Raw genomic sequence first — 24541 nt, 5'->3', positions numbered from 1 at the left:
TCCCCGGCGCCCCACCGGCCCGCCCCGGCGGACCGCGGACTGCGCCTGCTGATCGTCAGCGCGAGCATGGGCGCCGGCCACGACACCGTGGCCGGCGAACTCGCCCGCCGCGCCCGCGAGCAGGGCCACCAAGCCCAGGTCGTGGACCTCCTGCGACTGCTCCCGTACGGCCTGGGCACGGGGCTGCGCCTCTTCTACCGGTCGTCGATACGGCACTTCCCGTGGGCGTACGCGGGCCTCTACCGCGCGCTGCTGCGCCCCGGCCCGCACCGCAGGCCCGACGGCACCCCGCTCGCCCGGCTGGCGGGCGGCGGGCTGACGGACCTCGCGGAACGTTCCGGCGCCGACGTGGTGGTCCCCGTCTTCCATCTGGCCGCCCAGCTGACCGGCCACCTGAGGGACCGGCGGCTGCTGCGGCCCCCGAGCGCCGTCCTCCTGACCGACTTCGCCGTCCACCGGCAATGGCTCCACCCGGGCAACGACCTCTACCTCTGCCTCACCGACGAGGCCGCGCGGACCGTGCGCGAGACCGTCCCGGTGCCCGCCGAGGCGACGGGACCCGTCGTGGCCCCCGGCTTCTTCGCCCCCGGGGCGGGCGCGGAGGCGTGGCGCCGGCGCTTCGGGGCGTACGCGCCGGGGCGCCCGCCCGTCGTCCTGTCGGCGGGAGCCTGGGGCGCGGCCTCGGAACTGGAGGGGACGGCCCGGCTGCTCGTCGGCGCCGGCTTCCTCCCGGTGGTGCTCTGCGGCCGGAACGCACCTCTGCGGGCCCGCCTCGCCCGGGTTCCCGGCGCGCTCGTACCGGACTGGGTCACCGACATGCCCGGCCTGCTGCACGCGGCCCGCGTCCTCGTCGACAACGCCGCCGGCCAGACCGCCGTACAGGCCCTCGCCGCCGGACTGCCCGTGGTGGGCTACCGCCCGCTGCCCGGCCACGGCGCGGAGGGCGTACGACGCATGGCGGCACTCGGCGCCTCGGAGCTCGCCCCCGATCCCACCGCCCTGCTGAACGCCCTACGACACCTGACCCCGGACGGCCCGCACCGCGACCGCCGCACCACCCGCGGCCGCGAACTCTTCCACACCGACGCACTGACCCGGGTGACGGCACTCGGCGCGATGTCCCACGCCTGACATGACCGGCCCGGACCGTGCGCGCGGTCGGCGCCCGGACCGGGAACGCGCCTCACGCGTGCGATCCGGCGCGGCGACCGGAAGCGCGCGGGCCTCCCACCGCCGGCGCGCGAAAGCGGGGAAGCCCGCGCGTGTGGCCCGGCCGGGCGACCGTACCGGCGGCGTGCGCGCACGGGTCACCGCCCCGGCCGGCACCCTCCGGGGAACGGGCGGCCGCACTCGCCGGCGGCTCCGCGCGGAGCGCGTCAGGCGTCCGCGGGCGGCGCCTGCGTGTCCCCGGTGGTCCAGCGGTGGCCGTGGTGGTCCAGGAGCCAGCGACCGAACAGGGCACCGCCGTAGATGACGAAGCCCACGCCGATGAGCCACGACTCGACGACGAGGACGACACCGACCGTGCCGTAGCTGATCGCGTTGTCCACGATCAGCGGGGTGAAGACGAAGTAGGAGAAGCCCCGCAGACCGATCAGGCCGGCCATCGTGGCGAGCGCGCCCGGCAGCAGATGCCACCAGCGGACCTGGCCGCCCAGCAGGAAGCGCTGCCCCCACCAGAAGAACAGGACGCCGGTCACCAGGGACAGGGTAATCCGCTCCGGTCCGTGCAGGGCGCCGCGGGTCTGTGCCTCCTGGTAGAGGAACGCGGTCAGCACGCACAGCCAGGTCGCCTGACGCCAGATCCGGTGCCAGGGCCCGGGGGGCAGGTTCCAGATCCGCTCGAAACCGTTCTGCACACTGCCGCCGAACGGGATGCCGAACGCGGCGAGAGCCACCACACCCCACACGCTGGTCGTACCGACCACCTTGCGCGGCGGGCTGATGATCTCCGTGAGCACGCGGGAGGACCGGCCGGACAGCCCCATGCCGTCCGCCAGCCAGGCGGAGAACCCGCCCCGCCCGAGCGGATCGGCGGCGGCGATCACGATGAACAGGGGTGCCAGTGTGACGAGCGCCAGCGTGGCGAACCCCATGGCCCTGTGCATCAGTTCGAGGTCACGGCCCCGCCGCAGCAGCGTATCGGCGCCCAGCCACTCCCATCCGTGCCGGAACGCGCGCAGATGACGCCTCACGGTGCGCTCCTTCGTCGGCTCGCCAGTACGCACCCGGCCGCTGCCGCCTCGCGCGGTCCGCGAGCCGAAGGGTACGCCGACACCGCGTCCCCGGCGGGCAGGCGGCCCCGGCCGCCCGGCACCCGCGGCGGCCGCGCCATGCGCCGTGGCGTCCACATCAGTGTCGGATTCACCTCGCACCGGGGCCGCGAAACACGCCCTGCGCCGCGTGCGGGAACCCTGTCCGCCCGGCGGGTGACAGGGGTTGCGCTACCGCCGGGCCGTCAGAGCCCCGTCCGAGACCCGGAACTCCACGTCCACGACCCCCTCGACGGCGCGCACCGCTCGGGCGGCAACGGGCACGAGCGAGGTGTCGGGGACACGTCCGGTGAGGGTGACGACGCCGTCGGCCACCTCCACCCCCACCGTGCCGGGCGGGGACGGGAAGAGCCGGCCGACGACCTCCCGGCGGACCTCTCCGGCGATCTCGTCGTCCGGGCGCAGGAACACCTTCAGCAGGTCGACCCGGCTGACGACGCCCCGCAGCAGCCCCTCGCCGTCCACGACGGGCAGCCGCTTCAGCCGGAGCCGTGCCATCACCCGGGCCGCCTGGGCGACGGTCGCGTCGGCGTGGACGGTGACGGCGGGGCTGCTCATCAGCTCCCCGGCGGTCAGCGCCCCCGCCCTGGCGAGGTCGGACAGCCGGCGCAGCTGGGTGAGCCGGTCGGGGTCGCTGTCGCGGAACTCCTCCTTGGGCAGCAGATCGGCCTCGGAGACGACGCCGACGACCCGGCCCTCGCCCTCCAGCACGGGCAGCGCGCTGACCTTCCACTCCTGGATCAGCCGGACGACGTCCTTGAACGGGGTGTCGCGGCCGACCGCCACGACGGCACGCGTCATGACGTCGCCCACGGTGTACGGGCTGCCGTTCACGGCGGTCACCTGCTTCCGCTGCCGTAGGGGGCGTACAGGTCGAGCAGCCGTACCCGGGTCGCGTGCAGCCGCTGGGCGACCACCCGGCCGACCCACACGGCGATCATCCGGCCGAGTTCGGCGTCCGCGGCGCACAGCGCGCGTACGCCCTCCGCGTCGAACTCCCAGGCCCGTACGGGGGTGGTGGTCTCGGCGCCCAGGTGCCACAGGCACGGCGGGTAGTGCCAGGACCAGCCGATCAGCTCACCGTGGCCCAGCGACTCGATCACGGCCGCGCGGTGGCCGGGCACCTGAAGGTCGAGGGCGACGGTTCCGGTCCGCACGATCCAGAACCGGTCGGCGCGCCGGCCCTCCTCGAACAGCCGCACCCCGGCGCCGAAGGAGACCTCGCGGGCGTGGCCCATCAGCCGGTCCCGGTACTCGGCCGGGAGACCCGCGGTCAGCGTGGTGGTGGACGTCATCGCCGTCTCCTCTCGATGGCTGCCGCCGGAGCCGAACGGGCGACTTCGCGGCCCTCGATGCCAGCGTGCGACCGCCCCGGAGGAGACACCACGGGCCGACCGGCCCCGACAGGGGGCCGTTAGGCCCCATCAGGGCCGTGGCGGGGTGTCCTCCGCGGTGCGCGGCGGCAGCGTCTCGCCCTGGATGACGCGCGGGGTCCCGGGAGTCCCGGGCGGCTCCTCCCGCTCCTTCATCGCGCGGGCCTCGGCCTTGAGGATGCGGGCCGACTTGCCCGCCGAGCGGGTCAGTTCCGGGAGCTTCCTGGCGGCGAGGACCGCTATGACGACGATGAGGACGACGGCCAGTTCGCTCAGTCCGAACATGGGTGCAAAGCTCCTTCTCCGTGGCACGGACGGCCCGGGCAGAATCTACATCACTGTAGAGAACGGCGGGGGTGGTCCGGCGTACGGATTCCGCGGGCGTCTATACGATGTCTGCCCGGCGAACAGGCGGCGGCGGAAGGGAGGCGGGCGTGACGGAGCAGCGGGAGGGTTCCCGGCGCCGTGGGCAGGGTGAACTGGAGGCACTGGTCCTGGCGGCACTGCGGGAGGCGGACGGTCCGGCGACGGCCGGCCGGGTGCAGGAGCGCCTCGGCGGCGACCTCGCCTATACGACCGTCATCACCATCCTGACCAGGCTGCTGGCCAAGGGCGTGGTCACCCGGGAGCGTACGGGCCGGTCCTTCGCCTGGACGTCCGCGTCCGACCAGGCGGGCCTCGCCGCCCACCGGATGCGCCGGGTGCTGGACGCGGAGAGCGACCGGGAGGCGGTGCTGGCGAGCTTCGTCACCGGTCTCGGACCGGACGACGAACGCCTGCTGCGCGAACTGCTGCGCCAGACGAAGGACGAAGGGGAAGTCTGAGGCCGCCATGGGGGTGTTCGTCCTACTGCCACTGGTGCTGCCCCTGACGGCGTGGCCCATCGCGCGCCTCGCCGAGCAGCATCTGCATCCGCGCACGGCGACCCGGCTGCTGACCGGGGTGGCCGCGGTGATGGCGGTCTGCAGCACGGTCTGTCTGGGGCTGCTGATGGTCGTGGGCACCGCCCAGCTGCCCGGCAACCCGCTGCCCGACGGCTGGTCGGACCCCAAGGTGCGGGCCGCGGTGCCGTACGACGAGGTGGCCGGGAAGGTGGCGATCCCCGCCCTGTGCGCCGTGCTGACGGCATGCGCGCGGACGCTGTGGCGGCACGGGCGGGTGCGCCGCCGCGCCCACCGGGCGCTGGCCGGGCTGCGCGGCACGGAGACGGCGGTCCTGCCGGACGGCGTTCCCTACGCCTACGCGCTGCCGGGCGGCCGGCGGGACCGTGTCGTGGTGAGCACGGCGCTGCTGGAGCGTCTGGAACCCGGCGAGCGCCGGGCGCTGTTCGCCCATGAACGCGCCCACCTCGCCGCCCGCCACCACCGCTTCCTGCTCGCCGTCCAGCTGGCCGCGCGCGCCAACCCCTTCCTGCGTCCGCTGCGTACGGCGGTGGCCTATACGGCGGAGCGGTGGGCGGACGAGGAGGCGGCGCGGAAGGTCGGCAGCCGCCGCACCGTGGCGCGGGCGATCGGCAAGGCGGCCCTGGTGTCGGGCGGCACTCCCGTGGCGACGCTCGCCGGCCTCGCCGCGGCGGGCCCGGTGCCGCGCCGGGTGGCGGCCCTGCTGGGCCCCGCGCCGGCGGCGCGCCGGCTGCCGTCGCTGTTCACCCTGGCCGGCCTCGCGGTGTGGGGGGCCGCCGCGGGGACCGCCGTGTCCGCGATGTCGTCGGCGAACTCCGCCGTGACGATGGTCCTCATCCTGTACGCGGCCACCCCCCTGTGACCCGCGGCGGCCGGCCCGTTCAGAGGTCGAACTCGTGCGGCGGCAGGTCGAGGGCGTAGCAGGCCTCGCGGACCACGGCCCGCTCGTCCTTGTCGAAGTCGCCGTCGGCGCCGCCGATGACGATGCCGATCTGGATGACCGCGCGCGCCTCGGCGGGCTTCTTCTTCGCCTTGGCGATCTCCTGCAGGACGCTCACCTTGCCGAAGGCGAAGTCGGCGGTCAGCTTGCCGATGTTCTCCTCGAAGCGGCGGCGCAGATCGTCGGCGGGGAAGTTCTGCAGCACCTCGTTGCCCGCGATCAGCTGGGCCACGCGCTGCCGCTCGGACGGGTCGACCGACCCGTCGGCCGCCGCCACCAGCGCGCACATCGCCATGCTGGCGTCGCGGAAGGCGCCGCTCTTCAGATCGTTCTTCTTCGCCGTCAGCTGGGTCTGCATCTGGGATGCGGACTCCTTGAAGCGGTCCCACAGGGCCATGAGCACTCCGTACGTGGTCGGAAGGGCGCCCGGCCCGAAGGATCTCCGGGCGCCCGGTGCTTCTACACTAATGTAGAAGTTACTCCTCCTCCTCGTCGCCCTCGAAGAAGTCCCCGATCTCGTCCACGGCCTCCGCCGCGACCATGCCCCCGACGACCCCGACCGCCAGCCCGGCGGCACCCGCCGCGACGGCCGTCCCCACGCCGGGGCCCGAGGACCGGTGATGACCTGCGGGGGAGTGGTGCGGGACATGGGGCGCCCGGCGCTCGACCAGCTCGCGCATCCAGCCGTCCACCTCGGCGGTCCAGTCCCGGGAGTCGTGATGGCCGACCCGGAACACGGTCAGCGCGTCATGGCCCTCGGAGAAGAGGCCTCCGCGCCCGTCGGCCTCCAGGACGACCTCCATGCCGTCCGGACCGGCCAGGAAGGTCACCTCGACCTCGTTCACCTGGTGCGCGTACTGGGCGGAGGGGGTGATCTCGATCTCCTGGTAGAACGGCAGCCGCTGCCCGGTGCCGCCGATGCGCCCGTACTCCAGGTCGGCCGACCGGAAACCGAAGCCGAGCGCCCCGAACGCCTCCAGGACCGCCTCCTGTGCGGGCAGCGGGCCGACGGTCAGCGGGTCCAGGTCGCCCTTGTCCCTCGCACCCGCCACCGACAGCTCGGTCCGCACGCCGAGCACGATGCCCAGCGGCTGTCCGTACAGCTCGGTGACCGGCGTCTCCCACGGCAGCGTCACACCGAACGGCACGGCGAGCTGTTCGCCCTCGCCGAGCCGGAAGCCGCCGCCGACCGTGAACCGCTCGAAGACGACGGCGCCCTCGCGCTCGTCCTCCTCCTGCTCGGCCTCGACCCGCGCCACCAGCTCCAGTGTGATGGCCTCGACGTCGAACGCGGCCTGGCCGCCCTCGAGACGGACCTGGCCGCTGAGCACCCCGCCGGGCAGGACCGGGCCGGGGTCCAGCACCGTGTCGACGGTGGGGCCGCCCACGCCGAGCGAGCCGAGCAGTCGTTTGAACACCATGGTGGCGTCCACTCCTTAACGTGCGTATGTGCCAGGAAAGGGGTGCCGCGCGGACGGCGGCACGCGATATAACTTCTACAAGCGAGTAGAAGCATAGAGGGGTGGGGCCGGGCCGCACTTTGCCTCTCCTTTACAGTTGCGGGTACGGGGAACACGGTCCCGGCCGCGATCGTTGACCCTCCGTACACCCACAGAAGGAGCACGTACTTGTCCGGCAGACCGACGGACCCTCCGGGGCACAGTCCCCGGCCATCCCGCCAGGAACCCCCTGAACGCGGCACGCGGCGGGACGCCCCCTCGCGATCGACGCGCCGATGAGTGCCGCGAACGCCCTGCTGGGCCTGCTCGCCGTGTTCGTCCTGACGGCCGGTACCGGATACTTCGTCGCCCAGGAATTCGCCTACGTCTCGGCCGACCGCCTCGCCCTCGCACGCGAGGCCGCCTCCGGCGACCGCAGGGCCGCCCGCGCCCTCACGGTGCTGGAGCGGCTGTCCTTCATGCTGTCGGGCGCGCAGCTCGGCATCACCGTGACCGGACTGGTCGTCGGCTTCATCGCCGAACCCTCGGTGTCCGCGCTGCTGAAGCCCGCCCTGTCCGGCACGGGCCTGCCCGACGCGGCCGTGAGCGGCATCTCCGTCGTGCTGGCCTTCGTGCTGGCCACGGTCGTCCAGATGGTGCTCGGCGAACTGGCCCCGAAGAACCTCGCCATCGCCGTCCCCGAGCGTCTCGCGAAGGCGCTGGCCGGCTCCACCCTCGCCTACCTCAAGGTCGTCGGCCCCCTCGTGCGCGTCTTCGACGGCGCGGCGAACCGGCTGCTGCACCGGGTCGGCATCGAACCGGTGGAGGAGTTGCACCACGGCGCCACCCTCGAGGAACTCGGCCATCTGATCGGTGAGTCCCATGAACAGGGTGCGCTGCCCGAGGACACCGCCGCACTGCTCGACCATGCCCTGGAGTTCTCCGACCGGACGCTGGACGAGGTGATGGTGCCCCGCGTGGACGCGGTCTTCGTCCGCGCCGACGCCACCGCCGCCGAGGCGGTCGACCTCATCGCCAAGTACGGGCACTCGAACTACCCCGTGCTCGGCGACCACCCCGACGACGTCGGCGGCGTCCTCGGCGTGGCCGAGCTGATGCGGCTGCCCGCCGACCGGCTCACCGGCACCACGGTCGGCGCGGTCGCGCGCCGCCCGCTGCTGCTGCCCGACACCCTCCCGCTGCCCGACGCCGTCACCCAGATGCGGGAGCGGGACGACGAGTTCGCGGTCGTCCTGGACGAGCACGGCGGTGTGGCCGGCATCGTCACCTACGAGGACATCGCCGAGGAACTCGTCGGCGACATCGCCGACGAGACCGACACCGTCACCCGGGTCGCCGTCGCGGACGGCGACGGCTGGCTGGTGGACGCGGGCCGCCGGCTGGACGAGGTGGCCGAGGCCACCGGCGTCGAACTGCCCGAGGAGGACGACTACGACACCGTGGCCGGCCTGGTCGTCGACCGGCTCGGACGCTTCCCCGCCATCGGGGACCGGCTCACGCTGCGGCTGCCCGACGGGGACGGCGCCGTGATCGACGTACGCACCCTCGACCGGCATGTGCCCGAACGCGTGAGGATCAGCCGAGTGGTCCGTGAGACGGAGGACCAGACATGAGTTTCCCGATGGCGCTCTTCGTCACCGTGCTGCTGCTGATCGGCAGCGGATTCTTCGTGGCCGCCGAGTTCGCGCTGGTCGCCGCCAAGCGGCACCGCATGGAGAAGGCCGCCGCCGAGGGCCGGGGCGGCGCCAAGGCCGCCCTCGCCGGTATGCGCGAGCTGTCCCTGATGCTGGCCGGCGCCCAGCTCGGCATCACCGTCTGCACCCTGGGCCTCGGCTCGGTGTCCAAGCCGGCGATCTCGCACGAACTCGACCCGCTGCTGCACCGGCTGGGCCTGCCCAGCGCGGTCAGTTACGGCGTCGCCTTCGCCGTCGCCATGACCGTGGTGGTGTTCCTGCACATGGTGGTCGGCGAGATGGCCCCCAAGTCCTGGGCCATCGCCCACCCCGAGCGGTCCGCGATGCTGCTCTCGCCGCCCTTCCGGGCCGTGGTGAAGTCCGTACGGCCGCTGATCTCGGTGCTGAACAGGATGAGCAACGCCCTGGTACGGCTGTGCCGGGTCACCCCGCGCGACGAGCTGGCCTCGGTCCACAACCGGGAGCAGCTCACCCATCTGGTCGCGGAGTCCGAGCGGCTCGGCCTGATCAGCGAGACGGACTCGGAGCTGCTGACGCGTTCGCTCACCGAACCGGAGACCCCGGTGCGGGAGCTGCAGGTGCCGGAGTCCGAGATCGTCTCGGTGGACGGCGGCGCCGGCGTGGACGAGATCCTGCGGATCGCGGCGGAGCGCGACCGCACCCGGCTGCTGGTGCGCGAGCGGGGCGTGGTCCTCGGTTCGGTGCACGCGCGTGACGCCGTGGTGGCCCGCTCCCGGGGACGGGCGGCCGGTGCCCGCGCGCTCGCCCGCCCGGTGCCGGAGCTGACGGACGACGCCACGGTCGCCGACGCGATCGATCTGCTGCGCCGCCGCCGGGCCTCCCTCGCCGTGGTCCGCGACAGCACGGGCCGGCTCACCGGCATGGTCAGCCTCGACGACCTCCTGGCCCGCTTCCTGCAGCCGCAGGCGGCCTAGGCCCTGGCGTCACCTTCCCGTCTGCCGCGCGACGCCATGCACGCTCCCCCGCTGCCTCAAGGGCGCGGGAGGTGCCCCCACTCGCCGCACCGGGCCCTGAAGCCGAGTACATCCAGTACGAGGCCCAGGGCCCGGCACACCGAGAGCACGGAGATCCCCTCTCGCCGCACCGGTCCCGGACCCGAGTACGTCCAGTGCGAGGGCTCGGGGCCGGGCCTCCTCTCGGGCGGCGGCGCGGAGCGTCAGGCCGACGGCCCCGGGGGGCCGGTTCCGTCCGTCCGCCGGCGTCGTTCGTTGTGCCAGGCGATCGCCCGTCGGATGTCCGGCTCGTGCAGCCCGGTCCGGCGGGCCAGCTGGACCATGGACAGGACCGGAGGGCCGGACGTCAGCGCCCGGGTGATCTTCGCCGCCCACAGCTCCTCCTCCACGAACGGGCGGCGCCGGTACGTCTCGCGGATCATGTCGAGATGTGTCTCGCAGCAGGCCGTCACCCGGCGCAGGCCGTCGGACCAGTCGTCGGTGGGATGGACGGAGGAGGAGTCCGCGACATGGCCGACCACCGCGTCACCCGACGGGAACGTCCTCCCGCAGAGGTCGCACAGTTCCAGCGGCAGGGTCTCCCCGCTCCGGGCGTGCTTCCTGCGCTTCCACATCGCGAGCTCCCGCCGGCCGGATGCGGCCAGCGTACTGCGGGGTGTCCGCACCGGACACCGCACGGAACCCCCACGGGAGGAGCCGCCCGGCGTGTCGGGTCCCCGTCCCGGGGCACTGGAGGACGATGGGAGACCGACCGGCGGCAGCGGGCTGAACGGAGGCAACCGGGGTGGAGCAACGGGTCGCACCCGGCGCGACGGACGACGGCACGGACGTACGACGGCACATCCCGCGCACCGACGCCGTACTGCGTGATCCCCGGCTGCTGCGGGCGGTGGACCGGCTCGGGGCCGGACGGGTGAAGTCGGCCGTCCACCGGGCCCAGCAGCGGGCCCGTGAGGGCGCCGTACCTCCGGAGGCCGTGGCCGACACCGCCGTGGCGCTGCTGCCGGGGTCGGCCGGCGGACTGCGCCCGGTGCTCAACGCCACCGGAGTGGTCCTGCACACCAACCTCGGCCGGGCCCCGCTCTCCGCGGCGGCCCGGCAGGCGGTTGCGGACGCCGCAGGACCCACCGACGTCGAATTCGACCTGAGCACCGGCGTACGGGCACGCCGGGGCCGTACCGCGCTGGCCGCCCTGCGCGCCGCCGTGCCGGCCGCCGACGCCGTACACGTCGTCAACAACGGTGCCGCCGCCCTGGTGCTGGCCGCCACCGCGCTCGCCGCCGGACGGGAGATCGTCGTCGGCCGGGGCGAGATGGTGGAGATCGGCGACGGCTTCCGCCTGCCCGATCTGCTGGTCTCCACCGGCGCCCGGCTGCGCGAGGTCGGCACCACCAACCGCACCACCGCCGCCGACTACGCCGCCGCCGTCGGCCCGGACACCGCCTTCGTACTGAAGGTGCACCCCTCCAACTTCCGCGTCACCGGCTTCACCCGTGCCGCGCACATCACCGAACTCGCGGACCTGGGCGTCCCGGTGGTCGTCGACATCGGCTCGGGACTGCTCACCCGTCACCCCCTGCTCCCCGAGGAGCCCGACGCCCACAGCCAGTTGACCGCGGGAGCGGCACTCGTCACCGCGAGCGGCGACAAGCTGCTCGGCGGCCCCCAGTGCGGACTACTCCTCGGCCGCGAGGACCTGATCCGCGCGCTGTCCCGGCACCCGCTCGCCCGCGCCCTGCGCGTCGACAAGCTGACCCTCGCCGCCCTGGAAGCCACCCTGACAGGCCCCGCCACCCCCACCGCCGAAGCGCTCGCCGCCGACCCGGCGGAGCTGAACCGGCGCGCCGGGCGGCTCGCCGCGCTGCTGCGCGCCGACGGCGTCGACGTACGGGCCGTGCCGAGCGAGGCGACCGTGGGCGGCGGCGGAGCCCCCGGCGTGCTCCTGCCCAGCGCCGCCCTGTCCCTGCCCGAACGCTACGCGGCGGCGCTGCGCACCGGCCCGGTCCCCGTCGCGGGACGCCTGGAGGCCGGGCGCTGTCTGCTCGACCTGCGGGCGGTACCGGAAGAGGACGACGGGCGACTCACCGACGCCGTCCGGTCGGTGGAGGAACGGTGGGCCCCATGAGGGTGCTCGCCACGGCCGGACACGTCGACCACGGAAAATCCGCCCTCGCGCGGGCGCTCACCGGAATGGAACCCGACCGGTTCGCGGAGGAGCGGCGCCGGGGCCTCACCCTGGACCTCGGCTTCGTATGGACCCGGCTCGACCCGCCGGACGGCGAACATCTGGCCCTCGTCGACGTGCCGGGCCACGAACGGTTCGTCGCCACCATGCTCGCCGGCGTCGGACCCGTACCGGCCGTGCTGTTCGTGGTCGCCGCCGACCAGGGCTGGCAGGAACAGTCGCAGGAGCACCTCGACATCCTCGACGCGCTCGGGGTGCGCCACGCCGTGCTCGCCGTCACCCGCAGCGACCTGGCGGACCCCGGACCCGTCCGCGCGGACGCCGCGAGACGCCTCGCCGCCACCACCCTCGGCGCGGTGCCCACGGTCGCGGTGAGCGCGGTGACCGGCGGGGGAGTGGACCGACTGCGCAAGGAACTCGCCACGCTGGCCCGCGCGTTGCCCGTGCCGCCCGCCGACGCGGATGTACGGCTGTGGCTCGACCGCTGCTTCACCGTGCGCGGCCACGGCACGGTCGTCACCGGCACCCTCGGCGCGGGCACCCTGCGCACCGGCGACCGGCTGGTGACGGGGGACGGCACGACCACCGTGCGGGTGCGCGGACTGCAGTGCCTGAACGAGGAACGGGACACCGTCGGCGGTGTGGCACGGGTGGCCGTCAACGTCCACGGCGCCCCCGACGCCGTACTCGGGCGCGGACAGGTGCTGTTGACACCGGACCGCTGGCTGCCGGCCGCGACGGTCGACGTCCGGATCGGCACGACGCCCGTCGACGAGCTGCCCCGCGCGTCCACCCTGCACATCGGCACGGCGGCCGTGCCGGTGACCGTCCGGCCGCTCGGCGCGGACACGGCCCGGCTGAGCCTCGCGCGGGAGCTGCCCCTGCGGATCGGGGACCGCGCGGTGCTGCGCGAACCCGGCGGCCGGCGCCACCCCCCGCGCGGGGTGACCGTGCTCGACGTCCGGCCGCCCCCGCTCACCCGGCGTGGCGCGGCCCGCACGCGCGCGGCCGAACTGGACGGCATGACCGGCCGTCCCGACGGCGCGGCGGAACTACGGCGGCGCCTGCTCGTCCGCCGTACGGAGCTGGAGGCGATGGGAGCACCCGCTCCCGCGCCACCGGTCGCCGGGGACTGGCTGGCGGACCCGGAACACTGGACGGCGCTGCGCAGCCGGCTCGGCGAGGAAGTCGCACGGCACGCCGTGGACCGCCCGCTGGAGCCCGGCCTGCCCACCGAGGAGGCCAGGCGACTGCTCGGACTGCCCGACCGGGCCCTGGTCGACGCCCTCGCCGACGTCCCGGGCCCGGTGGCACTGAGCCGCGGCAGGGGACGGCTGCACCGGCAGCGGCGGGAACCCGTTCTCCCGCCCCCGGTCCGGGCCGCCGTCGACACCCTCCGGGAGGAGCTGGAACGGTCGCCCTTCCACGCACCGGAGGCCGGCCGGCTGGCCGAACTGGGCCTGGGCCGCAGGGAACTGGCCGCCGCGGTCACCGCCGGCGCGCTGCTGCGGGTCGGCGACGGCATCGTCCTGCTGCCGGGCGCGGACACCCGCGCCGCCACCGTACTGCGCGCCCTGCCCCAGCCGTTCACCCTGAGCGCGGCCCGCCGGGCCCTCGGCACCACGCGCCGGGTCGCCGTACCGCTGCTGGAGTTCCTGGACGAGAAGGGACTCACCGAGCGGGTGGACGACCGGCACCGGCGCTGCCGGAGCGGAGGCGGACGGGAATCGAACCCGCCTGCCCGAGATCCTCGGGCACCTCGGTTTTGAAGACCGGGAGGGCCACCAGGCACCCACACGCCTCCACCGCCCGCCCAGGCTACCGGCTCACCCGCCCCGAACCCCGACAAGGAGCCCAGGCTGATGAACTCCCCCACGCGGGCACCCGTACGCCTCACCCAGTACGCGCACGGCGGCGGCTGCGCCTGCAAGATCCCGCCGGGCGAACTGGAGGACGTGCTCGCCGGACTCGCCGCGCCCGTGGCGGCCGCCGATGACATCCCGCTCCTGGTCGGGCTCGCCACCGGCGACGACGCGGCCGTAGTCGCCCTGCCGGGGCGGCGTGAGGCCGTGGTGTCCACCGCCGACTTCTTCACCCCCGTCGTCGACGACCCCTACGACTGGGGCCGCATCGCCGCGGCCAACGCCCTGTCCGACGTGTACGCGATGGGCGGACGGCCCGTCGTCGCCGTCAACCTGCTCGCCTGGCCCCGGGACGTGCTGCCGTTCGAGCTGGCACGCGAAGTCCTGCGCGGTGGACTGGAGACCGCCGCCGCGGCGGGCTGCCACGTGGGCGGCGGCCACAGTGTGGACGACCCGGAACCCAAGTACGGCATGGCCGTCACCGGACTCGCGGACCCGGACCGGCTGCTGCGCAACGACACCGGCCGCCCCGGCGTGCCCCTGTCGCTCACCAAACCCCTCGGCCTGGGCGTGCTCAACAACCGGCACAAGGCCACCGGCGAGCGCTTCGAGCAGGCGGTGGCCACGATGACGGCCCTCAACCGGGACGCCTCCGCCGCCGCCCTCGCCGCCGGCGCGACCTGCGCCACCGACGTCACCGGCTTCGGCCTCCTCGGCCATCTGCACAAACTCGCCCGCGCCTCGAACGTCACCGCCGTCGTCGACACCGCCGCCGTGCCCTACCTCGACGGCGCCCGCGAGGCCGTGCGGGACGGCTACGTCAGCGGCGGCACCCGGCGGAACCTGGACTGGGTGACGCCGTTCACCGACTTCGGGTCCGCGGACGACGACACCCGGCTGCTCCTGGCCGACGCCCAGACCTCGGGCGGGCTGCTCGTCGCCGGGGAGGTGCCGGGCGCCCCGGTCGTCGGCGAACTCGTGGCCAGGGGCGCGCACTCCGTCGTGCTGAGGTGAATCTCAGGGCTCCGTACCGGTGTTCTCGTCGATGCCCGCCCGCTCCCGGTAGGCGCGCACCAGCTCCCGGGCCGCCGGGCCGCGCGGACGCCGCCCCGGCCGGATGTCCACGGCGAACGCCTTCGCCTCCTGGATGTGCGTGTTGGGGTCGAGGGACAGATGCAGCAGCTCGTTGGCCGCGTCGCCCGTGCTGTAGCCGTTCGGACCCCAGTGGTAGGGCAGCCCCACCTGGTGCAGGGGGCGGCCCTGCACGGTCAGCGTCGCCATGCGGTCGGTGACCAGCACCCGGGCCTCGATCACCGCGCGGGCGCTGACGATCGTCGCCCAGCCGGTGTGCTCCAGGCCCCGCTCGGCGGCGAGCGCCGGTGACACCTCGCAGAAGAACTCCGGCTGCAGCTCCGCCAGATACGGCTGCCAGCGGGACATGCCGCCCGCCGTGTGATGCTCGGTCAGCCGGTAGGTGGTGGCGACGTACGGGAAGACCTCCGCGCCCGGCTCGCCGGCGCTCGGCTGGTAGCGGTTGTCCGGGTGCGGCGGCGGCAGATGCCGTACCGGATTGCGCTGACGGCCGTACAGCAGATTGGGGAACGGGGAGTCCTGCGGCTCGTAGTGCGTCGGCAGCGGTCCGTCGGTGAGGCCGGACGGGACGTACAGCCACGCCTTGCCGTCGGCCTGCATGATGAACGCGTCGGTGCCGGACAGCGCGTCCGGTCCCGTCGCGTCCGGGGCCGGACGGTGGTCGGGTGGCCTGTCCTTCCTGAAGTCGGGGACGTCGTGCCCGGTCCACTCGCCCGCCTCCGCGTCCCACCACACCAGCGCCTTGCGCGCACTCCACGGCCTGCCCTCCGGGTCGGCCGAGGCGCGGTTGTACAGCACCCGCCGGTTGGCCGGCCAGGCCCAGCCCCAGTCGGGGGCGACCCAGCTCTGTTCGCCGCCGGGGGTGCGGCGGTCGGCCTGGTTGACACCGTCGGCCCGCACTCCGCAGTAGATCCAGCAGCCGCAGGTGGTGGAGCCGTCGTCCTTCAGCTGCTCGTAGCCCGCGAGCGGCGTGCCGTCGGCGTCGTGACCGTTGATCTCGGCCAGGACGGCTTCGGCGTCCGGCTCGGCGAGCGGGCCCTTCGTCGGGTAGTCCCACGTCAGTTCGAGCAGCGGCCGGTCCATCGGATCGGTGGACGCGGCGAGCTTCTCCCGGATGATCCGCCCGAGGTGGAAGGTGAACCACAGGTCGCTGCGGGCCTCCCCGGCCGGCTCGACCGCCTGGTGGTGCCACTGCAGCAGCCGCTGGGTGTTGGTGAAGCTGCCGTCCTTCTCGGTGTGCGCGGCGGCCGGCAGGAAGAACACCTCCGTGCCGATGTCCTCGGTGCGCAGCTCACCCGTCTCGATCTCGGGACCGTCCTGCCACCAGGTGGCCGACTCGATGAGGGAGAAGTCCCGTACGACGAGCCAGTCCAGGTTCGCCATGCCCAGCCGCTGCAGCTTGGCGTTGGCGGAGCCGACCGCGGGGTTCTCGCCCATGAGGAAGTAGCCCTTGCAGCTGCCGTCCAGCTGGGCCATGACCGTCTCGTACGTCGAATGGGAGCCGGTCAGGCGTGGCAGATAGTCGAAGCAGTAGTCGTTCTCCGCGCTCGCCGCGTCGCCCCAGTACGCCTTGAGCAGGCTCACCAGATAGGCGCGCATATTGCCCCAGTAGCCCTTGCCCGAGGCGTCGGCCCGGACGAAGGCGTCCAGGTCCTGCCGCTCGTGCGCGTGCGGCATCGGGATGTAGCCGGGCAGCAGGTTGAACAGTGTGGGGATGTCCGTCGAGCCCTGGATGGAGGCGTGCCCGCGCAGCGCGAGGATGCCGCCGCCCGGCCGGCCGATGTTGCCCAGCAGGCTCTGCAGCACGGACGCCGCCCGGATGTACTGCACCCCGACCGTGTGCTGCGTCCAGCCGACCGCGTACGCGAACGCGGTCGTGCGGTCCCGCCCGGAGTTCTCCGTGACCAGCTCGCACACCTGACGGAACACGTCCTGGGGGACCCCGCAGATCCGCTCGACCGCCTCGGGCGTGTAGCGGGCGTAGTGCCGTTTGAGGACCTGCAGCACACAGCGCGGGTGGGTCATCGTCTCGTCGCGTTCCGGCTCGCCCGGCGGGATCGAGGCACCGCCGGAGCCGTGCGACTCACCCGGCGCGGCCTCCGTGACCGTACGCTCCTGGAACAGCTGGTCGCGCTGTCCCGAGGCCGCCTGGACGTCGACGCCCTCGTACTGCCAGCTGCTCGGGTCGTAGGCGCGGCCGTCGCCGTCCAGCCCCGAGAAGACGCCGTCGAGGTCCTCGGTGTCGCGGAAGTCCTCCCGCAGGATCACCGGCCCGTTGGTGTACGCGGCCACATAGTCGCGGAAGTACGCCTCGTTCTCCAGGACATGACGGATGATCCCGCCGAGGAACGCGATGTCCGACCCGGCCCGCAGCGGCACATGCAGGTCGGCCAGGGCGCTGGTGCGGGTGAACCGCGGGTCCACGTGCACCACCTTCGCCCCGCGCGCCTTCGCCTCCATCACCCACTGGAACCCGACCGGATGGCACTCGGCCATGTTCGAGCCCTGGATGACGATGCAGTCGGAGTGCTGCAGGTCCTGCTGGAAGGTGGTCGCGCCACCGCGTCCGAACGAGGTTCCCAGACCGGGAACGGTGGAGGAGTGTCAAATACGCGCCTGGTTCTCGATCTGTACGGCGCCCAGCGCGGTGAACAGCTTCTTGATGAGGTAGTTCTCCTCGTTGTCGAGCGTGGCCCCGCCCAGGCTCGCGATGCCGAGGGTACGCCGGGTGCGCGCCTCGTCGACCTCCCACTGCCAGCCCGCCCGGCGGGCCTCGATCACCCGGTCGGCGATCATGTCCATCGCCTTGCCGAGAGCGAGACGCTCCCACCCGGTGCCGTGCGGGCGCCGGTACAGCACCTGCTGCTCGCGGGCGTTGCCGGTGGTCAGCTGCAGACTGGCCGAGCCCTTGGGGCAGAGCCGGCCGCGCGAGACGGGGGAGTCGGGGTCGCCCTCGATCTGGGTGACGCGCCCGTCCTCCACGTACACGTTCTGACCGCAGCCGACGGCGCAGTAGGGGCAGACCGACTTCACCACCCGGTCGGCGGTGGCGGTCCGGGGCGTCAGCCGCTCGCTCGGCCCGCTCCTGGCGGCGGCGCCGCGCCCCAGCGGGTCGGTGCCCGTGAGCTGGCGGTAGACCGGCCAGGAATCGATCCATGTGCGTACGCCCATGACGCCCGCCCTTCCCGGAAGTGCCGTAGGCGGTGGCGGAGTACCCGCCCGCCCGCGGCCCATTCCTCATCCGGCGGCTTCGAGCCGCTCCCGCTGCGGTACGACCGTGTACTTCGGGTCCTCTGCCGAGGCCACCCCGGCCCGGAACACACCGAGCCGCAGACACGCCGAGCCGGCCAGCAGGGCCGTACCGGCGACGGCGGCGAGCGCCCGGCCGCGCCGGCCCGCGCAAGCGGCGAGCGCGGCCCCGCCGGCCGTGAGCACCTCGGCGGTGCGCAGCAGCGCAAGCGGCCGGCCCTTCTCGTAGGGCTCGGCCACCAGCCCCATGCGGCCCGTCATCAGCCGGAAGGCGCCCACCTCGAGCACCGCGCCCAGGACGGCCATACGGCGTGCCGGACCGGCCTGGTCCACCGGTGCCGCCAGCAGCGCCCAGCCGGCCGCCGCCGTGGCGCCGGAACCGGCGAACACGAACGGCAGCTCACGGTGGCCCGCGTGCCAGGACGGTACGGCCGTGTCGGCGAGCAGCACGGCCGTGTACGTCGCCACCGCCGGACCGAGCGCGGCGGCGCACCCCGTCGCGGCGGCCCCGGCCGCCCGGTACCTGCCCGCGACGTCGGCGGCGGCCGCCGCCATCGTGAGCGGCGCGTAGCCCGCCAGCAGCCACGACCCCAGGTTCAGCGGCGACGTCGGCTTGATGACACGGAGCATGTTCAGAAACCGTTCCGGGCGGCCCAGGTCGTGCACCAGCGCGGCCAGCGACAGGGAGATCGCCCCCGCCGCCCCCACCTTCGCCGTCCGGCCCAGCGCCGGCCGCGCGGTGAGCTGCGCCCCGGCGGCCAGCAGCGAGGAGGCCCCGGCGAGACCGCCGAGGAAGAGATAGCCGCCCACGTCCAGCAGCTTCCAGGTGGGCTTCTTGAGGATCGGCCGGCCGTAGTACGAGGAGAACTCCGCGTCCGGGACCATGGCCCGCTCGCCGCGTCCACGGCGCCGCCCTCCGCCCTTGAACCCCTCCCGGGACCGGTTCATCGGGACCTCCTGACGAAGCTCGCCACGGCCAGTGCGGCGAGCGAGGCGCCGGCGGCCGCGGCGTGCCGCCACATGGCCGGCAGATCACGGGTGGTGACGACCGGGTCGGGCGGCAGCCCGTACACCTCCGGCCGGTCCAGCAGCAGGAAGAACGCGCCGTCGCCGCCGACCCCGTCACCCGGGTTCTCGCCGTACAGCCGCGCGTCCACCGTGCCCGCCGCGTGCAGTCGCGCCACCCGGCCCGCCGCGCGCTCCCGCAGTTCGTCCAGCGGGCCGTACTGGATGGACTCGGTCGGGCAGGCTTTGGCGCAGGCCGGTTCCATGCCCTCACCGAGCCGGTCGTAGCACAGGGTGCACTTCCAGGCCCGCCCGTCGCCCGGCCGCTGGTCGATGACGCCGTAGGGGCAGGCGGGCACGCAGTAGCCGCAGCCGTTGCAGATGTCCTCCTGCACGACGACCGTGCCGAACTCCGTGCGGAACAGGGAGCCGGTCGGGCACACGTCGAGGCAGGCGGCGTGCGTGCAGTGCTTGCAGACGTCGGAGGACATCAGCCAGCGCAGCTCGCCGGGCGCGTCGGAGCCGGACAGACCGCGGGCGGCGTCGAAGACGTCCACGTTCTCGTGACCGGCGGGCGGGGCGGTCTGCTCGATGAAGGCCACATGCCGCCAGGTGCTCGCGCCGAGGCCCTGTGTGTTGTCGTACGACATGCCGGTCAGGTCGAGGCCGTCCTCGGGGACGGCGTTCCACTCCTTGCACGCCACCTCGCACGCCTTGCAGCCGATGCACACCGAGGTGTCCGTGAAGAAGCCCATGCGCGGCGGCGGATCGGTGTGTCCGGCGGCGCGCGCGATGTCGTCCGTCATACGGGGACCTCCTGCTCGGCCGGGCCCGGGTGCCCCGGGCCCGCCCGCCCGAAACGACCGCTTTACGGAACGCCCAGTTCGAACAGCACGTATCCGGCGTACGAACCGGAGGCCAGGGCCGCCGTGCCCAGGACCGTGGCCAGCGACGGCCACTTCAGCCGGCGCATGGCCAGGGCGAGCGGGATGAACAGCGGGAAGAGCGGAAGCAGATAGCGGGAGACATTGCCGAAGTACTGCTGGGTGGCCATCACCATCAGATACGACAGCACCGTGTACACCACCAGCACGGCGGGCGGACGCAGCCGCAGCAGCAGCACCGTCAGCACCGGCACCAGCAGCACCACCACGACCCCGATCATGTCCTCCATCGGCATCGCGAACCGGTAGTCGTGGCGCCCGACGGGGACGGAGGTGAGCACGTCGAGGCTGTGCCTGCCCCAGTCGAACTTGTGGGCCCAGGCGCCGTCCTGGAGCTTGTTGTAGCCGCCCCAGTCGCCCATCCGGTAGCCCACCCAGCCCAGATAGCCGGCCACGCCCAGCGGGGCGATCGCCACCGCGATCAGCGGGCGGCGAATGCCCTCCTCGCGGCGCAGCACCGCGAACAGCCCGGCCACGGCGAGGGCGGCGACCAGGGTGACGGCGGTGGGCCGGGCCAGCCCGGCGGTGAACGTCAGCACCCCGGCGGTGAGCCAGCGGCGGGTCAGCACGGCGTAGCAGGCCCAGGCGGCCAGCGCCGTGTACACGGACTCGGAGTACACCGCCCACTCCGCCCCGGAACCCGGCCACACCGCCCACAGCCCGGCGGCGATCAGACCGGCCCGGCGCCCGCCGAGATGAGCGGTGACGGCGTAGACGCCGAGCGCCGCGACGAACGAGAACACGACCGACACGGTCATGCCGGCGCCGTACGGGCCGAGCCCGGTGACCTCCGAGACCATCCGCATCAGCGCCGGGTACAGCGGGAAGAACGCCGCCGAGTTGCCATGGAGGGTGATCAGCCCGGTGGCGCCGGGTATCGGCTCCAGCGCCGGGTCGTAGCCGTGCAGGGCGATCTGCTGGTACCACCAGCCGTCCCAGCTGCCCAGCACGTCCCAGGTGTGGGCGCCGCCGCCGAACCGCGGGTTCTTCCCGCGGAAGTCGCCCGCCGAGTCCAGCAGGAACATGAAGACGGCGAAGCCGGTGAGCTTCAGCACGCCGTACACCGCGAGGACGGGCCCGTAGTGCGCGGCGGCGCGGCGCAGCCGCTCACGCAGGCCGGGGGTGTCCGGCGGTGATGCCGTGTCCGGGCGGGGCACGGGCGTCGGGGCCGGTCCGGCCTGGCTGGTCGGGACGGTCGTCATGAGGCGGAGGATCCTGTCGTACGGCGGGAGCGGCGGCCGGGGAACACCCAGGCCCGCAGCAGAAGGAAGCGCAGCAGGGTCGCGGCGAGGTTGGCGGCGATCAGCGTCAGAAGCTCCACCCGGGACCCGGCGTCGGGCGCCGTGCGGTGCAGCACCGCCAGCGAACCGCTGGTGAGGGTGAGACCGACCAGGAAGGCCGCCAGGCCCTTGAGGTGATGGCGCAGCACCCCGTCGCGCCCGCGCACCCCGAAAGTGAGCCGCCGGTTGGCGGCGGTGTTGGCGACGGCGCTGGCGAGGAGGGCGAGCGCGTTGGCCGTCTGGGCGCCCGCGGCGGGCCGCAGCAGACTGTAGAGAAGCAGGTAGAACAGGGTGCTGGCGACCCCGACGGCGGCAAAGCGCAGCATCTGGGGGACCAGCGCGGGCGGCAGCCCGGCCGCCTCGTCCAGCTCCTCCGGGCGGCGCAGCGCCGCCAGCGGCAGCCTGCCGCCGGCCAGCGCACGGCCGAGGCGGGCCATGCCGCGCAGATCCGCCAGCGCCGTGGCGAGGATGTCGACCCGGCTGTCGGGGTCGTCCACCCAGTCCACCGGCACCTCGTGGATGCGCAGCCCGGCCCGCTCGGCGATCACCAGCAGCTCGGTGTCGAAGAACCACCCCCGGTCCTCCACCAGCGGCAGCAGCCGCTCGGCCACGTCCCGCCGTACCGCCTTGAAACCGCACTGCGCGTCGCTGAACCGCACGGCGAGCGTGCCGCGCAGCAGCCCGTTGTAGCAGCGGGAGATGATCTCGCGCTTCGGGCCGCGCACCACCCGCGAGCCACGGGCCAGCCGGGTGCCGATGGCGATGTCCGAATGACCCGAGATCAGCGGCGCCACCAGCGGCAGCAGGGCCGCCAGATCGGTGGACAGGTCCACGTCCAGATAGGCGAGCACCGGAGCCGACGACCGGGACCACGCGGTGTGCAGCGCCCGGCCGCGGCCCTTCTCGGCCAGCCGTATCCACTCCGTCGCCGGCAGCTCCCGCGCCAGCCGCTCGGCGATCGCCGGGGTGCCGTCCGTGCTGGCGTTGTCGGCGACGGTGATCCGGAACGGGTACGGGAACGTCTCCGCGAGGTGCGCGTGGAGCCGCCGGACACAGGGCTCCAGGTCGTTCTCCTCGTTGTACACGGGCACGACCACGTCCAGGACGGGTTCCTGATGGTGCGCGGGCAGCGGCGCCCGGCGCGGCAGCCGCGCTGCGGACGAGCTGCGGTCGGCGGCGGCCGACCGCCTCGCGGTTCTCATGACGGGTGGGGTCTCTTTCCGGCGCGTATGTGTATGACGGGGCCCGGGACGGGCGAGGAGAGGCTAGCCCCTGCCGTCCTCCGTGAGAGAGGGGGAGGGCCCCCGTGCCGGTTGCGTGGGCGGCGGTGCGGACGTGGTGGACACGCTGGTGTCCGGCGGACGCGAGGTCGGCGTGGGGGCGTATCCGGGGGTGCCGGCGCTCGTGGTGAAGGTGGGCCCCGCGGGCGGTTCCGACGTGCTCGGGGCCGTCGTGGGCGAGGGCGGGACCGGGGGAGGAGTGGGCCCCGCCGTCGGGCCCGTCGCCGGCAGGGGCCCGCGGTCGGCGGGCGCGGACCGGGAGTCGGTGCCGGGCAGCAGCGCCAGTACGACGCTCAGCCCGGCCACCGCCAGCGCGGAGCCGCCCGCCCGCCACAGCATCCGGGACCTGCGGCGGACCCGGATGCCCTCGTACAGGCGCTCCCGCTGCTCGGCCCGGAAGGGATCCGGCTGCCGGGAGTCGCGCATCATGCGGGTCAGCTCGTACTCGAAGTCGTCCATGGCCTCTCCCCTCACCCCACGGCCCCGAGGGTCTCGGACAGGATCCGCCGCAGCCGCGCCACACCGCGCGAAGCGTGGGAGCGCGCGGTGCCCACCGGACAGCCGAGAGCCTGCGCCACCTGGCTTTCGGGCAGGTCCTCGCAGTAGCGCAGCACCACCGCCGCCCGCTGCCGGGGCGGCAGCTGGGCCAGCGCGGCCTCCAGCCGCGAACGCTCCGCGACGGCCGAGGACAGGTCGCCCGGTCCGGGCCGGTCCGGCAGCTCGCCCACCGGACGCTCCCCCCACCAGCGCCGGCGGGCGGACCGGGCCGCCATCCGCACCAGCACCGTGCGCACATACGCCTCCGGGGCCTGCTCGGCGATCTTCGGCCAGACGAACCACAGCTTCACCAGGGCCTCCTGGACGAGGTCCTCGGCGCGCTGCCGGTCGCCGCCGGTGAGCAGCCGCGCGACATGGAGCAGCGCCGGCCAGCGGGCGGCGACGAACTCGTCGAAGCCGTCCACCCGAAACCGCTCCATCCCCACCGCCCCGTGTCCGAAAAGCCCTCACACCTCAGACAAAGACTCACGGCAGGGCGAAACGATGCACCGAAGCGCTGTGATCCACCTCACCCCGGACATGCGAAAGGGGCGGGCCGTCCGCCCCCGACGGACGTACGACCCGCCCCCTGACCCGGTCGTCGGGGCGCCCAGTGTCAGTGGCGGCCCGGACCGCCGCTGCCGAACCCGCCGCTGCCGCCCTCGTCCCAGCGGGGCCGCTCCTGCGAGGCGCTGGTGCGGCTGCCGACGGTGCCGTTCCCCTTGAGCTCGTGCGGCAGCCGGCGCTCGCCGTCGCGGGGCACCTCCTCGGCCTCGCGGTGCTCCCGCACCTCCCGGACCGGGCCGCCCTCGGGCATCCGGGGCTGCTCCTCGGGGCGGGGCCGGCGCACCGTGCTGTTCCTGACCCGGCGGCTGCCGAAGACGAACATGCCGATCAGCAGCGCCAGGACCACCAGTCCCGCCACCACCAGCCCGGTACCGAGGGCGCCGCGGCCCGCGGCGAGGTCGGCCGTTTCCATCCACGCGGAGTTCATCATGGCGCGCGGGTACCCCCGGCCCCGCCCGCGAACCCGCCCACCCCGCCGCGCGTGTTTGGCCGCCGGGCCGGCGGCTACCCGCGCGGTGTGACGACGACATCGCAGAAGGAGCTGTTCCGGTTCCTGGAGGACCGGTTCGCGTGCGCCCAGGCATGCACCGAGTGCGCCAGGGACTGCGCGACGCGGGCGAGCCTCGTGGACCCCGACGGCACAGAGAACCAGGAACTCGTACGGCGCAAGGGCATCATGTGCGCGGAGGTCTGCGACGCGACCTGCCGGGTGCTGTCCGAGCAGAACCAGGTGGACGAGGAGATCATCCGCGTCCAGGTGGAGTGGTGCCGGCAGGTGTGCCTGGAGAGCGCGCAGGCCTTCGACACCCACTCCGGGGCAGGGCAGACGGCCGAGTCCTGCCGTGCCTGCGCACGGGCCTGCACGGAGTTCCTCGCCACCCTCGACTGAGGCGGGCGGCATCTGGCCGCCGCCGATCAGCGCGT

At 74.0% G+C, this 24541-nt stretch carries 23 protein-coding genes, 1 tRNA gene and 1 pseudogene; 9 read left to right on the top strand and 16 right to left on the bottom strand.

Features of this window, described 5'->3' with window-relative positions; genetic code table 11:
• The first annotated feature begins 66 nt into the window (after nucleotides 1–66).
• Entirely contained in the window at nucleotides 67–1131 is a 1065-nt protein-coding gene (locus ACGFR9_RS28140) for a galactosyldiacylglycerol synthase (protein ID WP_393213782.1), read from the top strand.
• Nucleotides 1132–1376: 245 nt separating this feature from the next.
• On the opposite strand, the gene ACGFR9_RS28135 is transcribed toward ACGFR9_RS28140, so the two are convergent.
• The 4 genes from ACGFR9_RS28135 to ACGFR9_RS28120 form a co-directional block, all read right to left on the bottom strand.
• On the bottom strand, nucleotides 1377–2195 hold the full coding sequence (locus tag ACGFR9_RS28135) for a ribonuclease BN (protein ID WP_393213609.1): 819 nt from the start codon (nucleotides 2193–2195) through the stop codon (nucleotides 1377–1379).
• Nucleotides 2196–2444: 249 nt separating this feature from the next.
• Entirely contained in the window at nucleotides 2445–3107 is a 663-nt protein-coding gene (locus ACGFR9_RS28130) for a CBS domain-containing protein (protein ID WP_393213606.1), read from the bottom strand.
• A 5-nt stretch (nucleotides 3108–3112) separates the two neighbouring features.
• Nucleotides 3113–3568 (bottom strand): cyclic nucleotide-binding domain-containing protein, encoded by a 456-nt coding sequence (locus ACGFR9_RS28125; RefSeq protein ID WP_393213604.1) that lies wholly within the window; start codon nucleotides 3566–3568, stop codon nucleotides 3113–3115.
• A 129-nt stretch (nucleotides 3569–3697) separates the two neighbouring features.
• Nucleotides 3698–3931 (bottom strand): twin-arginine translocase TatA/TatE family subunit, encoded by a 234-nt coding sequence (locus ACGFR9_RS28120; RefSeq protein WP_393213601.1) that lies wholly within the window; start codon nucleotides 3929–3931, stop codon nucleotides 3698–3700.
• 107 nt (nucleotides 3932–4038) lie between these two features.
• Here ACGFR9_RS28120 and ACGFR9_RS28115 point away from each other — a divergent pair, with 107 nt between their 5' ends.
• Nucleotides 4039–4470 carry a BlaI/MecI/CopY family transcriptional regulator gene (locus ACGFR9_RS28115; RefSeq protein ID WP_393213598.1) on the top strand — a complete coding sequence of 144 codons (432 nt, stop codon included), beginning with the start codon at nucleotides 4039–4041 and terminating at the stop codon, nucleotides 4468–4470.
• Nucleotides 4471–4477: 7 nt separating this feature from the next.
• Nucleotides 4478–5410, top strand: a complete 933-nt coding sequence (locus tag ACGFR9_RS28110) for a M56 family metallopeptidase (RefSeq protein WP_393213595.1) — start codon at nucleotides 4478–4480, stop codon at nucleotides 5408–5410.
• 19 nt (nucleotides 5411–5429) lie between these two features.
• Here ACGFR9_RS28110 and ACGFR9_RS28105 read toward each other — a convergent pair whose 3' ends face one another.
• Together ACGFR9_RS28105 and ACGFR9_RS28100 are read right to left on the bottom strand one after the other, a co-directional pair.
• Nucleotides 5430–5885, bottom strand: a complete 456-nt coding sequence (locus ACGFR9_RS28105) for a tellurite resistance TerB family protein (protein ID WP_030223025.1) — start codon at nucleotides 5883–5885, stop codon at nucleotides 5430–5432.
• 79 nt (nucleotides 5886–5964) lie between these two features.
• Nucleotides 5965–6909 carry a sporulation protein gene (locus ACGFR9_RS28100; RefSeq protein WP_393213592.1) on the bottom strand — a complete coding sequence of 315 codons (945 nt, stop codon included), beginning with the start codon at nucleotides 6907–6909 and terminating at the stop codon, nucleotides 5965–5967.
• Between the two features lie 314 nt (nucleotides 6910–7223).
• Between ACGFR9_RS28100 and ACGFR9_RS28095 the strand changes: the two genes are divergently transcribed.
• On the top strand, nucleotides 7224–8561 hold the full coding sequence (locus tag ACGFR9_RS28095) for a hemolysin family protein (protein ID WP_393213589.1): 1338 nt from the start codon (nucleotides 7224–7226) through the stop codon (nucleotides 8559–8561).
• The gene (locus tag ACGFR9_RS28090; protein WP_393213587.1) at nucleotides 8558–9577 is read left to right on the top strand and encodes a hemolysin family protein; all 1020 of its coding nucleotides are present in this window, start codon (nucleotides 8558–8560) and stop codon (nucleotides 9575–9577) included. The genes ACGFR9_RS28095 and ACGFR9_RS28090 overlap by 4 nt, the downstream gene beginning before the upstream one ends.
• A gap of 242 nt (nucleotides 9578–9819) precedes the next feature.
• Here ACGFR9_RS28090 and ACGFR9_RS28085 read toward each other — a convergent pair whose 3' ends face one another.
• A complete protein-coding gene (locus ACGFR9_RS28085; RefSeq protein ID WP_393213584.1) occupies nucleotides 9820–10230 on the bottom strand; it encodes a hypothetical protein in 411 nt (136 codons plus the stop codon).
• A gap of 170 nt (nucleotides 10231–10400) precedes the next feature.
• Between ACGFR9_RS28085 and selA the strand changes: the two genes are divergently transcribed.
• Nucleotides 10401–11741, top strand: a complete 1341-nt coding sequence (selA, locus tag ACGFR9_RS28080; protein ID WP_393213581.1) for an L-seryl-tRNA(Sec) selenium transferase — start codon at nucleotides 10401–10403, stop codon at nucleotides 11739–11741.
• A pseudogene (locus ACGFR9_RS28075) lies at nucleotides 11738–13441 on the top strand (GTP-binding protein); the annotation flags it as partial. The gene selA and the pseudogene ACGFR9_RS28075, both read left to right, overlap by 4 nt.
• A 71-nt stretch (nucleotides 13442–13512) precedes the next feature.
• On the opposite strand, the gene ACGFR9_RS28070 reads toward ACGFR9_RS28075, so the two are convergent.
• Nucleotides 13513–13605, bottom strand: a tRNA-Sec gene (locus ACGFR9_RS28070).
• Between the two features lie 58 nt (nucleotides 13606–13663).
• On the opposite strand from ACGFR9_RS28070, the gene selD reads away from it, so the two are divergent.
• On the top strand, nucleotides 13664–14677 hold the full coding sequence (gene selD / locus ACGFR9_RS28065; protein ID WP_393213578.1) for a selenide, water dikinase SelD: 1014 nt from the start codon (nucleotides 13664–13666) through the stop codon (nucleotides 14675–14677).
• Nucleotides 14678–14680: 3 nt separating this feature from the next.
• Here selD and fdh read toward each other — a convergent pair whose 3' ends face one another.
• The 8 genes from fdh to ACGFR9_RS28025 all read right to left on the bottom strand — a co-directional run bounded on the left by fdh (nucleotide 14681) and on the right by ACGFR9_RS28025 (nucleotide 24044).
• Nucleotides 14681–17926, bottom strand: coding sequence for a formate dehydrogenase (gene fdh / locus ACGFR9_RS28060; RefSeq protein WP_393213575.1), 3246 nt, complete (start codon nucleotides 17924–17926; stop codon nucleotides 14681–14683).
• 66 nt (nucleotides 17927–17992) lie between these two features.
• Nucleotides 17993–18889 (bottom strand): NrfD/PsrC family molybdoenzyme membrane anchor subunit, encoded by an 897-nt coding sequence (gene nrfD / locus ACGFR9_RS28055; protein ID WP_393213779.1) that lies wholly within the window; start codon nucleotides 18887–18889, stop codon nucleotides 17993–17995.
• Between the two features lie 59 nt (nucleotides 18890–18948).
• Nucleotides 18949–19815 carry a 4Fe-4S dicluster domain-containing protein gene (locus tag ACGFR9_RS28050; protein ID WP_393213571.1) on the bottom strand — a complete coding sequence of 289 codons (867 nt, stop codon included), beginning with the start codon at nucleotides 19813–19815 and terminating at the stop codon, nucleotides 18949–18951.
• 62 nt (nucleotides 19816–19877) lie between these two features.
• Nucleotides 19878–21155 carry a hypothetical protein gene (locus ACGFR9_RS28045; protein WP_393213568.1) on the bottom strand — a complete coding sequence of 426 codons (1278 nt, stop codon included), beginning with the start codon at nucleotides 21153–21155 and terminating at the stop codon, nucleotides 19878–19880.
• Nucleotides 21152–22435 (bottom strand): glycosyltransferase, encoded by a 1284-nt coding sequence (locus ACGFR9_RS28040; RefSeq protein ID WP_393213565.1) that lies wholly within the window; start codon nucleotides 22433–22435, stop codon nucleotides 21152–21154. The genes ACGFR9_RS28045 and ACGFR9_RS28040 overlap by 4 nt, the downstream gene beginning before the upstream one ends.
• Nucleotides 22436–22498: 63 nt before the next feature.
• Nucleotides 22499–22972, bottom strand: a complete 474-nt coding sequence (locus ACGFR9_RS28035) for a cellulase (RefSeq protein ID WP_393213562.1) — start codon at nucleotides 22970–22972, stop codon at nucleotides 22499–22501.
• Nucleotides 22973–22983: 11 nt separating this feature from the next.
• Entirely contained in the window at nucleotides 22984–23490 is a 507-nt protein-coding gene (locus ACGFR9_RS28030; RefSeq protein ID WP_393213559.1) for a SigE family RNA polymerase sigma factor, read from the bottom strand.
• Between the two features lie 176 nt (nucleotides 23491–23666).
• Nucleotides 23667–24044: a DUF6479 family protein gene (locus ACGFR9_RS28025; protein ID WP_393213776.1), complete on the bottom strand. Its 378-nt coding sequence runs from the start codon at nucleotides 24042–24044 to the stop codon at nucleotides 23667–23669.
• Nucleotides 24045–24134: 90 nt separating this feature from the next.
• Between ACGFR9_RS28025 and ACGFR9_RS28020 the strand changes: the two genes are divergently transcribed.
• Complete coding sequence (locus tag ACGFR9_RS28020) at nucleotides 24135–24506, top strand: ferredoxin (RefSeq protein WP_393213556.1); 372 nt, start codon at nucleotides 24135–24137, stop codon at nucleotides 24504–24506.
• Nucleotides 24507–24541: the final 35 nt, after the last annotated feature.

This window comes from Streptomyces sp. NPDC048584 (assembly GCF_043199595.1).
Lineage (GTDB): Bacteria > Actinomycetota > Actinomycetes > Streptomycetales > Streptomycetaceae > Streptomyces > Streptomyces edwardsiae.
This window is presented reverse-complemented; position numbering and strand designations above follow the sequence as displayed.